We start from the raw sequence: 11,542 nt of genomic DNA, 5'->3' as shown, positions 1-11,542 counted from the left end.
GGTTCAGCGGGTGACGCTGCAGTTCATCTCCGCGGCGTCGGCGCCCCAGCGCACGCGCGCCTCGCCGTGGTGTTCCCAGAAGCTTTCGTTGCGACCTTCGTAGCGGGCGCCGCTGCCGCTCGGCTGCGAATACATCAGCGAGACGCTGTCGCCGCGCTCGGCGATCAGCGTCGCCGGTTCGGTGGCGAAGAAGGTGACGACGAGCTCATTGCCGGGCTGGCCGGCGCAGCGGTAGTGGAACGGGCCGCGGGCTTCGACCAGACGGTAGCGGGCCTGCAGTTCGGCGATGCGCTGGCGGTATGCCTCGCGCACGCAGCCGGTTTTGTCGTCGCTCTTCCAGCACTCGTCGCGGCCTTTGATCCAGCCGCGCTGTTCGGCCTTGAGGGTCGGCGGGTGCTCGTTTGCGGCCTTGCGGGTGGCGGCGGCGTAGACCGTGGCGAGCTGGCGGTCGAGCGCCGACAGCGGCGGGCTGGCGCAGATCAGCGCGGCGATGCTGCCGTCGGCGACCTTGTGGCAATCGAAGGCGGGTCCGTCGGCGGCGCGTGCCGGGCCGAATGTGAGGCAGAGCAGCGCGAGGCCGCCGCATCGGGTGAGGTGTCGAGGGCTCAAGGGCAGGTCTCCTGCGGACATCGGGCGGAGCGGTCACATGCGCTGCGCGGTCGGGGGCGATCGCGGCGCACGCGCTGGGGTACGGCACCGTCGAAGTAAAGCAGCCGCAGCAGCCGGGCGGCATGGTCGAGAGCCTGCGCGGCGGCTTTACCGAGGTCTGCGCCGGCCCGGCAGCGATGTCGTTTGTGCAGGACGCTCATGCGGTTTTTGCACGGCTGTCGGCGCCTTGCAGCGTGGCAGGCGTTCACGGCTTGCAGTTATCATCGGCCCATTCCGCCCTGCCGCCGTCCCAAAGGAACCCGGCTCCAATGAATGCTTTTCGCTCCACGCTGCGCGCCGGTGTCGCGGCGCTGTCGCTGATCGTCTCCGCCTGTGCCACGCAGCCGAATCTCGCGCCGCTCGATCCCGAGGCGCTCGATCGTCTGCCCGGCTACAACCGCTGGATGTTCGGCGTCAACGAAAACATCGACGAGTATTTCGCCAAGCCGATCGCCCGCGGCTACCAGTACGTCACGCCGCAGTTCCTCGACGACGGCATCACCAACATGTTCGGTAACGTCGGCGACACGCTGAACCTGGTCAACAACCTGCTGCAGCTCAAGGTCGACGACGCGCTGATCGATCTGACGCGCATGGTGTTCAACACCACCTTCGGCGTGCTCGGCTTCTTCGACGTCGCGCAGGCCTGGGGCCTGCCCAAACACAACGAGGACTTCGGCCAGACGCTGGCGCACTGGGGCGTCGGCGAAGGCAGCTACTTCGTGCTGCCGCTCTGGGGGCCGAGTACGCTGCGTGACACCGTCGGCATGGGCGTCGATGCCTTCAACGTCGATCCGGTGTGGCTGATCAAGGACGTGCCGCTGCGCAACTCGATGGTCGCGCTGCGGCTGATCGACCGGCGCGCCGACCTGCTGCGCAGCGAGCGCGTCATCGAAGGCGCCGTGCTCGATCGCTACCTGCAGACGCGCGACGCCTACCTCGAACGCCGCCGCAGTCTGATCTACGACGGTAATCCGCCGCTGGCCCCGCGGCGCTTCGACGAGTGACACCGACGACGCCCGCCGCTGCGGGCGTCGTGCTTTGAGAGACGATGAAACACCGACTGATCTCCCGTGAACGCCGCGCCCGCTGGGTGCAGGCGATGCTGCGCGGCCTCGCCCGGTTGCCGCTGGGCGTGGTGCACGCGCTCGGCAGCGTGATCGGCGCGGGGCTGTGGCTGCTGCCGAACGGCACGCGGCGCATCGCCGCGCGCAATCTCGCCGCCTGCTGGCCCGAGCTGTCCGCCGCCGAGCGCCGGCGCCTGCTGCGCCGCAATCTGATGGAAACGGCGAAAGGCATGCTCGAACTCGGCGCCTTGTGGCAATGGCCGCTGCCGCGGGTGCTGGCGCTGGTGCGCGAGGTACACGGCGAGGCCGATTACCGCGCCGCGGTCGCCGCCGGCCACGGCGTGGTGCTGCTGACGCCGCACCTCGGCGCCTGGGAAGTCTCGGGCCTGTATGCGGCGAGCCTCTCGCCGATCACCAGCCTGTACCGGCCGACACGGCTCGGCATCGACGAGCTGGTCAGCCGCGGCCGCGAGCGCGGCGGCGCCCGGCTGGTGCCGACCGATCAGCGCGGCGTGCGCGCGCTGCTGGCGGCGCTGCGCCACGGCGAGGTCGCCGGCATCCTGCCGGATCAGGACCCCGGTGCCGACAACGGTGAATTCGCGCCGTTCTTCGGCATCCCGGCGTGCACGATGACGCTGGTCTCGCGCCTCGCCGCACGCTCCGGCACGCCGGTGTTTCTGGTCTATGCCGAGCGCCTGGCGCACGCGGCGGGGTTTCGCCTGGTGTTCTCCCGCCTCGATGCCGCCATCGGCAGCGCCGACCAGGCCGCTTCGCTCGCCGCGCTCAACGCCGGCGTCGAGGCGGCGATCCGCCGCGTGCCGGCGCAGTACCTGTGGAGCTACAAGCGCTTCAAGACGCGGCCGGCCGGCGAGCCGCCGTTCTACTGAGCGCTCAGTGACCGGGCGCGGCGTCGGCGTCGCGGCGGGCGCGCTTGCAGAACACCTGCATTTCTTTCATCGCCTGCAGGTCGCCCTTGTCGCGGGCGATGGCGATGCCGTGCTCGAAGGCGCTGACGGCCGCGGCGGCGTCGCCGGCGGCGTGACGGGCGCGGCCGAGCAGTTTCCACGCCGCCGAATACTGGGCGTCCTGTTCGACGGCGCGCTGCAGGTGCTCGATGGCGCGCGCGGCCTCGCCGGCCTGCAGGTAGAGCTGGCCGAGGGTGAAGCGCAGCAGGGCGTTGTCCTGCCCGCGGGCGAGCATGGCTTCGAGAGCGGCGGGGTTCATCGGTGGCTTCCTCGCGTTCAGGCGGGTTTCTGGGCGATCAGCTGGACCAGGCCGCGCAGGCCGCGGGTCTCGTCGCCGGCATCCCATTCATCACGGTAGACGCGCAGGCGCAGGCCGTGCGCGGCGGCGAGCAGTTCGTTGTCGGCGAGTTTCCAGTCGGGATTGGCCGGGCCGTGCGCCGACAGGCGGCTGAAGGTTTCGTAGAACAGCAGGCCGCCGGGGCGCAGGGCCGCCGGCAGCGCGGCGAACAGGCGGCGGTCGAGAAAGCGCGCGACGACGATGACGTCGAAGGTCTGCAGCGGCAGCGGCGTGTCGTCGAGGTCGCATTGCCGGGTGCTCAGCGCCAGCCCCTGCGCGCGCGCCTGTGCAGCGAGGGCCGCGAGGGCGACGGCGGAGACGTCCCAGGCTTCAGTGTCGAGGCCGTGCGCGGCGAGCAGCAGCGCGTTGCCGCCGAGGCCGCAGGCGAGATCGAGGGCACGGCCGCGGCGGGGCAGGAGGTGCGTGTTGTCGCGCAGGAGCGCTGCGGCGCTGGCCGCCCGCGTGCCGGCGCGGTAGCGCGCGTCCCAGCGTTCGCGGTCGGCGGCGCTCATCGGCGTCTCAGAGGAAGGTCACGGCGACCTGGAACAGGCGCTCGACGTCATTGATGCGCTTTTTGTCGGTGAGGAACAGGATCACGTGGTCGTCGGCCTCGATCATCGTGTCGTGATGGCAGATGACGACCTCGCCGTGGCGCACGACGGCGCCGATCGTGGTGCCGGCCGGCAGCTTGATTTCTTCGAGGCGACGGCCGACGACCTTCGAAGTGGCGCGATCGCCGTGGGCGACGGCTTCGATGGCCTCGGCGGCGCCGCGGCGCAGGCTGTGCACGCGCACCACGTCGCCGCGGCGGATGTGCGTCAGCAGCGTGCCGATGGTCGCCTGCTGCGGCGAGATGGCGACGTCGATCTGGCCGCTGCCCTCGACCAGGTCGACGTAGGCCGGGCGGTTGATCAGCGCCATGACTTTGCGCGCGCCGAGGCGCTTGGCCAGCATCGAGGACAGGATGTTGGCTTCGTCGTCGTTGGTCACCGCGCAGAAGACGTCAGTGTGCTCGATGTTTTCTTCGAGCAGCAGTTCTTCGTCGGCGGCGTCGCCGGCGAGCACGATGGTGCGGTCGAGCTGCTCGGCGATGCGCCGCGAGACCTCGATGTTGCGTTCGATGATCTTGACCTGGAAGCGCTCTTCCAGCGCCTTCGCCAGCCGCCGGCCGATGTTGCCGCCGCCGGCGAGGATGATGCGCTTGATCGGCTTGTCGAGCTTGCGCAGCTCGGCCATCACCGCGCGGATGTTTTTCTTCGCGGCGATGAAGAAGACTTCGTCGTCAGCCTCGATGACGGCATCGCCGTCCGGCGGGATCGACTCGCCGTGACGGAAGATCGCCGCGACGCGGGTGTGGATGCCCGGCATGTGCGCCGGCAGCGAGCGCAGTTCCTTGCCGACCAGCGTGCCGCCGTAATAAGCGCGCACGCCGACCAGGCGCACCAGGCCGTCGGCAAAGTCGAGCACCTGCAGCGCGCCGGGATTCTCGATGATGCGCTGGATGTGCTCGGTGACCAGCTGCTCGGGGGCGATCAGCACGTCGATCGGCAGGCCTTTTTCACCGAACAGCGCCGGGTACTGGGTGTATTCGGCGGTGCGCACGCGGGCGATCTTGGTCGGCGTGCGGAACAGGCTGTCGGCGACCTGGCAGGCGATCATGTTGACCTCGTCGCTGTTGGTCAGCGCGATCAGCATGTCGGTGTCGGCGGCGCCGGCGGCGGCCAGCACCTCGGGGTGCGAGGCCGCGCCGCAGACGGTGCGGATGTCGATGCGGTCCTGCAGATCGGCGAGCACGTCGGCACGGGTGTCGACGACAGTGATGTCATTGTTCTCGGAGGCCAGGTTGTAGGCGACCGAGGTGCCGACCTGGCCGGCGCCGAGAATCAGGATCTTCATGCGTCAGCCGCTCACTCGTCCTCGGGCGCGCGCTTGGGATCGATGCCGAGCGCACGCAGCTTGCGGTACAGGTTGGTGCGCTCCATGCCCACCTTTTCAGCCAGGCGCGCGACGTTGCCGTCGCATTCCTTGAACTGCTGCAGCAGATAGTTGCGCTCGAACTGCTCGCGCGCCTCGCGCAGCGGCAGGTCGAGCGGGATGTGGCCGATGTCGCGGGCGCGGTTTGGCTGCACGTGCGAAATCGCCGCCTCGACTTCTTCCAGCGTGATTTCTTCCTCGCCGCCGAGGATCAGCAGGCGCTGCACCAGGTTCTTCAGCTCGCGGATGTTGCCCGGCCAGCCGTAATTGCGCAGACGGTTGCGTGCCGCCATCGTGAAGTTGCGGTACGGCAGCCCTTCCTGATCGACGAAGAAGTTGACGTAGTAGGTCAGCAGCTCGGGCACGTCCTCGCAGTGCTCGCGCAAGGGCGGCAGGCGCATCGGCAGCACGTTGAGGTGGTAGTAGAGGTCCTCGCGCAGGCGCCCGGCGTGGACTTCGGTTTCGAGATCGCGGTGCGAGGCGGCGATCACGCGCACGTTGACCTGCACCGGCTCCTTGCCACCGATGCGCAGGAACGAGCCGTTTTCCAGCGCGCCGGCGAGCTTGGCCTGGGTTTCCGGCGCCATGTCGGCGAGTTCGTCGAGGAACAGCGTGCCGCCGCTGGCCTGTTCGAGGCGGCCGTAATGGACCTTGTCGCCGGCTTCGGAGCCGAACAGTTCCAGCGCCGAGTTCTCGCGCGCGATCGAACCGACGCCGACGTCGATGAACGGCCCGGCCTTGCGCGGGCTGCTGGCATGGATGAAGCGGGCGTAGATCTCCTTGCCGGTACCGGGCTCGCCGGTGATCAGCACCGGGGCTTCGTGCAGCGCGATGCGCTGCGCCTGTGCCTTGAGCTTCTGCACCGTGTCGCTGCGGCCGACCGGCTCGGCCACCGGGCGCGCCTGGCGGCGCAGGCCGATGTTCTCGCGGCGCAGCTTGTCGGCTTCCAGCGCCCGTTCGACAGTCAGCAGCAGCTTGGCCATCGACAGCGGTTTTTCGATGAAGTCATAGGCACCGAGGCGGGTGGCCTCGACCGCGGTTTCGACGGTGCCGTGGCCCGACATCATGATCACCGGGCACGGCAGGCCGTCGCCCTCGGCCCACTCCTTGAGCAGGCTGATGCCGTCGATATCCGGCATCCAGATGTCGAGCAGGACCAGATCCGGGCGGCGCGCGCGGCGCGCCTCGCGGGCGGTGGCACCGTTTTCGGCGGTGCTGACTTCGTAGCCCTCGTCTTCGAGTATTTCCTTGACCAGATCCCGGATATCGGGCTCGTCATCGACGACGAGGATATGGGCTGCGCTCATCCGGCCTCCTCGGCTCGCGTCAGTGGCAGTGTGGATGCGGCGGCCGCGGAGGCGGGCGCCGGAGCAGCGGCCGTATGGCTGGCGGGGAAGCGGATCGCGATGCGGGCACCGCCTTCAGGGGCGTTTTCCGCGCGGATCAGGCCGCCGTGCTCTTCAACGATTTTTTTGACGATCGCCAATCCTAGCCCGGTCCCCTTGGGTTTGGTAGTGACGTAGGGCTCGAAGACATTGCCGAGCGAGCCTTCCGGGAAGCCCGGCCCATTGTCCTGGAACACCAGTTCGATGCCCTCGGCGAGCACCCGGGTGCTGATCGCCAGCTGTGAGCCGTGGCCGTCGCGGATGGCCTCGATGGCGTTCTTGGTGACGTTGTGCAGCAGCTGGCGCAGACGGCCCTTGTCGGCCTCGATGACGGGATTGGCCGCGTCGAGATCGAGCACGATTTCCACGCCGGCCGGGTACTCGCGGTACAGGTAGAGCACTTCGGTGATGAATTCATTGAGGTTCAGGTGCACCAGGCGCAGCTGCGGGGCGCGGGCGTATTCGTTGAAGGCATCGACCATTTCCTTCATCGCCGCGACCTGCTGGACGATGGTGTGCGTGCCGCGGTCGAGCACGCGGCCGTCCTCCTCGTTCATTTTGCCGAGGTATTTGTGGCGGATGCGCTCGGCGGCGAGCTGGATCGGTGTCAGCGGATTCTTGATCTCGTGGGCCAGGCGGCGTGCGACCTCGGCCCAGGCGGCATCGCGCTCGGCCTGCACCAGCGTGGTGATGTCGTCGAACACCAGCACGTGGCCGCCCTTGAGGCCGACGGCATCCGGCAGCCGCGAGCCGCGGCACATCAGCACGCGCCGCCCGCCGGGCATGAACAGCGCGACTTCCTGGCGCCAGTCGGTGGTGTCGGCGGCCAGGTGCGGGGCGATGGCGTCGAGCAGGTGATGGATCGGCGCGTCCGGATCGTCCGGCAGCGGATCGGTCGGGTCCATCACCAGGATCTGCATGGTCGCGGCGTTGAAGGTGCGCGGCTGGCCGTCGTGGTCGAGTGTCAGCACACCCGAAGACAGCCGGGCGAGCACGGTTTCGAGGTAGGCGCGCTGGCCCTCGACCATCTGCCGGCTCTGCAGCGCGGAGTCGCGCGCCGTGGCGAGGCTGCGCGTCATCTCGTTGAACGACTGCACCAGAAAGCCCAGCTCGTCGTTGGCGCCGGGGGCGAGCTGCTTGTCGTACTGGCCGGCGGCGACCGCGCGGGTGCCTTCGGCCAGATCGCGCACCGGCTGCACCAGCTTGCGGGCGAAGTACACCGCCGTCGACAGCGCACTGAGGATGCCGAGCAGCAGCACCAGCGACAGCGTCAGGATGAAGGTGGTCTTCAGCGGCGCGCGCAGGAAGACCAGCTCGCGGTAGGAATCGAACGCCGTCTGCACTGAATGGCCGAGCGTGTTGAAACGGTCGGCGACCGGGAACAACCCCTGCAGCAGCCACTCGTCGCCGAGCGTGAAGCGCGCCGGGATGCGCACCACGGTGCGCAGCTGGAAGCCGAGTTCCGAGGTCGGATCGAGCGAGACGTAGTCGCTGCCCTGGCGCACCTGCGCCAGCACCACGTCCGGCGGCCGTTCCGGTACCAGGCTGACGGTGTCGTTGCCGGCCACCATCACCACGCTGCCGTCGAGCTTGAGCACCGCCAGCTCCTGCGCATCACTCTCGCCGCGCAGTTCGGCGAGCGTCAGCGTCGTCAGCCGGTCGCTGTTTTCGCCGAGCTGGGCGGCGATGCGGGTGGTCTGCTTGAGCACCTCGCGCATGCGCAGGTCGAGCGCCGTGCGCGACAGCTCCAGCGCGTCTTCCAGGGCTTTTTCGACGCGCACGTCGAACCAGGAATCGATCGAGCGGGCGATGAACTGCACCGAGAAGTAATAAACGACCGAGACCGGCACCACCGAGATCGCCGCGAACAGCAGGAACATGCGCAGCGTCAGCCGCGAGCCCGGTTCATCGGCGCGCACCTGGCGTGCCAGGCGCAGCAGGTTGCCGCCGATCAGCACGGCGAGCAGCACGAAGCCGATCACGCTGCCGACCAGCAGCCAGGAATAGAGCTCGCCGAAGCGCGTCGAGTTGCCGGTCGCCTCGCTCATCAGGCCGAGCGCGAACAGCAGCGTGACCAGCACGCCGAGATTGAGCAGGAAGCCGCGACCGGCCGACAGGTGTTTCATAGCGACCACGCGTACCAGGGCGAAGACAGCCGCCAGTCACTCGACAGATAGGCCAGCGGCCGCAGCGGCGGCGGCAGCGATTCGATGTCGAGCGTGGTGCGCAGGCGGCCGTAGTAACTGCCGCCCTTGACCAGCAGGGCGCGGTCGAGCAGCGGGAAGTCCTGAATGCGGCCCATGAACTCGATGGCGCCGTTGCGCGTCGGGAAGCTGCGCAGCTCGCCGCTGTTGAGGTTGAACACCACGAACTGGCGGGCCAGCGCGTGATACTCCAGGCGGTAGCGCTGCAGCACGCTGGCGACGGTTTCGTCCCAGGCCCATTCGCGTGCGCGCAGCACCTCGATCTGCACCTCGATGGTCAGCGGCACGCCGTTGCGCAGCGCCTCCAGCGGCGGCGGTGTGAAGTCGAATTCGAGACGGGCGTCGAGGCGGATTACCGAATCCGTCGTCGTCGTGTGTGCCCGCACCACCTTGAAGCCGTCGGCCCAGGCCGCCGGCACGCCGAGCACGACCGCCAGCAGCACACCGAGCAGCGTGCGGAGCAGAGCGGTGTGGCCGGCGGTTTGGTTCACGGCAGTTTGTGCAGGCAGGCGTAGAAGAAGCCGTCCATGCCGGCTTCACCCGGCAGGATCTGACGACCCGGGCCGCAGGGCTGCCCCCACTCGGTGCGGATCGGTTCGGCGCGGGCATCGGCATGTGTGGCAAGGAACGCGTTCAGGGTTCCCTCGTTTTCGCTGCGCATCACCGAGCACGTCGCATAGATGAGGATACCGTCGCGCGCGAGCAGCGGCCACAGCGCATCGAGCAGCGCCAGCTGGCGCTGCGCCAGACTGTCGAGATCGGCCGCCGTGCGCAGTGCCTTGATGTCGGGATGACGGCGGATTACACCCGTCGCCGAACAGGGTGCATCGAGCAGGATGCGCTGGAACGGCTGCCCGTCCCACCACGCCGGCGGGTTGCCGGCATCGGCGCAGCGCACCTCGGCGCTCTGGCCGAGGCGGGCGAGATTCTCGTGCACGCGGCCGAGACGGCCGGCATCGGCATCGATCGCCAGCAGTTCGATGCCGGGCGTGTGCTCCAGCAGGTGTCCGGTCTTGCCGCCCGGCGCGCAGCAGGCATCGAGCACGCGCTCGCCGGGCGCGGCGGCGAGCAGCACGGCGGCGAGCTGGGCGGCAGCGTCCTGCACCGAGACCGCACCTTCGGCAAACCCCGGCAGTGCTTCGACCTCGCAGGGGTTGTCGAGCACGACGGCGCTGTCGACCAGCGGATGGGCGCTGGCGGCGATGCCGGCGGCCGTCAGCCGCTCCAGGTATTCACTACGGCTGCCGCGCGTCAGATTGACGCGCAGCGTCAGCGGCGCATGGCTGTTGTTGGCGGCGACGATCGCCGGCCACGCCTGCGGCCAGTCGGTCTGCAGGCGTTCGAGCAGCCAGGCGGGATGGGCCTGCTGCGCTGCCGGATCGCTGGCGAGGGCCGCATCGAGCTCCGCGGCACGGCGGCAGCTGTTGCGCAGCACGGCGTTGATCAAGCCCGCGGCCCAGGCGGTGTCCGGCCGTGCGCGGGCGGCCGTGACGCAGCTGCTGACGGCGGCGTAGTCGGGCACGCGCAGGTGTTCGAGCTGGTAGAGGCCGAGCAGCAGCAGCGCGCGCACGTTCGCGCTGCCGGCGGCCAGCGGCTTGTCGAGCAGGCGGGCGAGGCGGGCATCGAGCGCCGGGAAGAAGCGCAGCGTGCCGTAGGCCAGTTCGGCGAGCAGTGGGCGGTCGCGCGGCGCGACGCGGGCGGCCTGGCGTGGCAGCTCACTCGACAGCGAGCTGCCGCCGTCGAGCACGGCAGCGACGGTCAGCGCCGCGGCGGTGCGTACGTCGAGGCGCGGGGCACTCGCGCGCGCCGGGCGTGCGGCGCCCGCGGCAGCGGGCTGCTTGCGCGGCCGCGGGGCGGCGGTGCGGGAATTGCGCTTGGCCGCCGATTTTTTCGCGGCGGGCGGTGCGCTTTGTTCGGGCTTGGCGGCGGCCGGACGCGGGCGGTTGCGCCGCAGCGGTTCGTCGCCGGCGTCGCTGCCTGGCTGGTGGGGTGGTTTCATGCGCCGGCTCCCAGCGTCTGGCCGACGAAATGGCGGCCGTTGAGAATATCGGCGGCGGGCAGCACTTTCTTGCCCGGCAGCTGCAGCTCGGTCAGCCGCAGGCAGCCCCGGCCGCAGGCGACGTCGATGCCGGCGCGCGATTCGGCGATGACCCGACCCGCTGTCGCGTCGGTATCCTGCGCCAGCGCCTGCGCGCGCCAGATGCGCAGCACGGTGGCGTCGGCCAGCGTGGTCTGCGCCACCGGCCAGGGATTGAAGGCCAGCACCTGGCGTTCCAGCTCGGCTGCCGGGCGTGTCCAGTCGAGCACGGCTTCGGCCTTGTCGAGCTTGGCGGCGTAGCAGGCCAGCGCATCGTCCTGCGCGCTGGCGGGCAGCGAGCCGGCGAGCAGGGCGTCGAGGTGTTCGGCGAGCAGCGCTGCACCCTGGCGGCTCAGCACATCGTGCAGTTCACCCCCGCTCATGCCGGCGGCGATCGGTGTGATCGCGGTCGCCAGCATCGGTCCGGTGTCGAGTCCGGCTTCCATGCGCATCAGCGTGACGCCGGTCTGTGCGTCGCCGGCGAGCAGTGCGCGCTGGATCGGTGCCGCGCCGCGCCAGCGCGGCAGCAGCGAAGCGTGGACGTTGACGCAGCCGCGCGGCGGGATGTCGAGCACCGCCTGCGGCAGGATCAGGCCGTAGGCGACGACGACCAGCAGATCCGGGCGCAGCGCCGCGAGTTCGGCCTGTGCGGCGGCATTGCGCAGGCTGACGGGCTGATACACCGGCACGCCGGCGGCGGCGGCGCACTGCTTGACCGGGCTGGCGGCCAGCGCGCGGCCGCGGCCGGCCGGCCGGTCGGGCTGGGTGTAGACGGCGGCCAGCGCGTGCCCGCAGGCGAGCAGGGCCTCAAGGCAAGGCACGGCGAATTCCGGCGTACCGGCGAAAATGATGCGGCTGGACATGATGGCCTCGGTGACCCGGAGA

Annotated in this window: 11 protein-coding genes; 2 read left to right on the top strand and 9 right to left on the bottom strand. The window is 69.8% G+C overall.

Going from position 1 to position 11,542, the window contains the following annotated elements; all coding sequences use genetic code 11:
- Positions 1-3: 3 nt before the first annotated feature.
- Entirely contained in the window at positions 4-570 is a 567-nt protein-coding gene (locus tag C7443_RS03905; protein ID WP_246004566.1) for an MliC family protein, read from the bottom strand.
- 347 nt (positions 571-917) lie between these two features.
- Between C7443_RS03905 and C7443_RS03900 the strand changes: the two genes are divergently transcribed.
- Both C7443_RS03900 and C7443_RS03895 read left to right on the top strand, forming a co-directional pair.
- On the top strand, positions 918-1,655 hold the full coding sequence (locus C7443_RS03900) for an MlaA family lipoprotein (protein WP_170123483.1): 738 nt from the start codon (positions 918-920) through the stop codon (positions 1,653-1,655).
- 44 nt (positions 1,656-1,699) lie between these two features.
- Complete coding sequence (locus tag C7443_RS03895) at positions 1,700-2,602, top strand: lysophospholipid acyltransferase family protein (RefSeq protein ID WP_246004535.1); 903 nt, start codon at positions 1,700-1,702, stop codon at positions 2,600-2,602.
- Between the two features lie 4 nt (positions 2,603-2,606).
- Here the strand turns inward: C7443_RS03895 and C7443_RS03890 are convergent, their stop codons facing one another.
- Genes C7443_RS03890 through fmt form a run of 8 tightly spaced genes read right to left on the bottom strand, consistent with a single transcriptional unit; the run spans position 2,607 to position 11,520 of the window.
- On the bottom strand, positions 2,607-2,939 hold the full coding sequence (locus C7443_RS03890; RefSeq protein WP_110017255.1) for a tetratricopeptide repeat protein: 333 nt from the start codon (positions 2,937-2,939) through the stop codon (positions 2,607-2,609).
- A gap of 17 nt (positions 2,940-2,956) precedes the next feature.
- A complete protein-coding gene (locus tag C7443_RS03885) occupies positions 2,957-3,529 on the bottom strand; it encodes a class I SAM-dependent methyltransferase (protein WP_110017254.1) in 573 nt (190 codons plus the stop codon).
- 7 nt (positions 3,530-3,536) lie between these two features.
- Positions 3,537-4,913 carry a Trk system potassium transporter TrkA gene (trkA, locus tag C7443_RS03880; RefSeq protein WP_110017253.1) on the bottom strand — a complete coding sequence of 459 codons (1,377 nt, stop codon included), beginning with the start codon at positions 4,911-4,913 and terminating at the stop codon, positions 3,537-3,539.
- Between the two features lie 11 nt (positions 4,914-4,924).
- Positions 4,925-6,298 carry a sigma-54-dependent transcriptional regulator gene (locus C7443_RS03875; RefSeq protein WP_110017252.1) on the bottom strand — a complete coding sequence of 458 codons (1,374 nt, stop codon included), beginning with the start codon at positions 6,296-6,298 and terminating at the stop codon, positions 4,925-4,927.
- A complete protein-coding gene (locus C7443_RS03870) occupies positions 6,295-8,502 on the bottom strand; it encodes a sensor histidine kinase (RefSeq protein ID WP_110017251.1) in 2,208 nt (735 codons plus the stop codon). The genes C7443_RS03875 and C7443_RS03870 overlap by 4 nt, the downstream gene beginning before the upstream one ends.
- Positions 8,499-9,071: a DUF4390 domain-containing protein gene (locus C7443_RS03865; protein ID WP_170123482.1), complete on the bottom strand. Its 573-nt coding sequence runs from the start codon at positions 9,069-9,071 to the stop codon at positions 8,499-8,501. The genes C7443_RS03870 and C7443_RS03865 overlap by 4 nt, the downstream gene beginning before the upstream one ends.
- Positions 9,068-10,579 (bottom strand): 16S rRNA (cytosine(967)-C(5))-methyltransferase RsmB, encoded by a 1,512-nt coding sequence (gene rsmB / locus C7443_RS03860; RefSeq protein WP_246004534.1) that lies wholly within the window; start codon positions 10,577-10,579, stop codon positions 9,068-9,070. The genes C7443_RS03865 and rsmB overlap by 4 nt, the downstream gene beginning before the upstream one ends.
- Entirely contained in the window at positions 10,576-11,520 is a 945-nt protein-coding gene (gene fmt, locus C7443_RS03855) for a methionyl-tRNA formyltransferase (protein WP_110017249.1), read from the bottom strand. The genes rsmB and fmt overlap by 4 nt, the downstream gene beginning before the upstream one ends.
- Positions 11,521-11,542 lie beyond the last annotated feature (22 nt).

Origin of the sequence: Plasticicumulans acidivorans (assembly GCF_003182095.1) — a bacterium.
In the GTDB taxonomy this organism is placed as follows: Bacteria; Pseudomonadota; Gammaproteobacteria; order Competibacterales; family Competibacteraceae; genus Plasticicumulans; species Plasticicumulans acidivorans.
This window is presented reverse-complemented; position numbering and strand designations above follow the sequence as displayed.

Excerpts from the sequence above, each read along its gene's own strand:
- C7443_RS03870 (WP_110017251.1), bottom strand. The coding sequence starts at position 8,502 with ATGAAACACCTGTCGGCCGGTCGCGGCTTCCTGCTCAATCTCGGCGTG.
- C7443_RS03875 (WP_110017252.1), bottom strand. The coding sequence starts at position 6,298 with ATGAGCGCAGCCCATATCCTCGTCGTCGATGACGAGCCCGATATCCGG.
- fmt (WP_110017249.1), bottom strand. The coding sequence starts at position 11,520 with ATGTCCAGCCGCATCATTTTCGCCGGTACGCCGGAATTCGCCGTGCCT.
- C7443_RS03890 (WP_110017255.1), bottom strand. The coding sequence starts at position 2,939 with ATGAACCCCGCCGCTCTCGAAGCCATGCTCGCCCGCGGGCAGGACAAC.
- C7443_RS03895 (WP_246004535.1), top strand. The coding sequence starts at position 1,700 with ATGAAACACCGACTGATCTCCCGTGAACGCCGCGCCCGCTGGGTGCAG.
- C7443_RS03885 (WP_110017254.1), bottom strand. The coding sequence starts at position 3,529 with ATGAGCGCCGCCGACCGCGAACGCTGGGACGCGCGCTACCGCGCCGGC.
- rsmB (WP_246004534.1), bottom strand. The coding sequence starts at position 10,579 with ATGAAACCACCCCACCAGCCAGGCAGCGACGCCGGCGACGAACCGCTG.
- C7443_RS03900 (WP_170123483.1), top strand. The coding sequence starts at position 918 with ATGAATGCTTTTCGCTCCACGCTGCGCGCCGGTGTCGCGGCGCTGTCG.
- trkA (WP_110017253.1), bottom strand. The coding sequence starts at position 4,913 with ATGAAGATCCTGATTCTCGGCGCCGGCCAGGTCGGCACCTCGGTCGCC.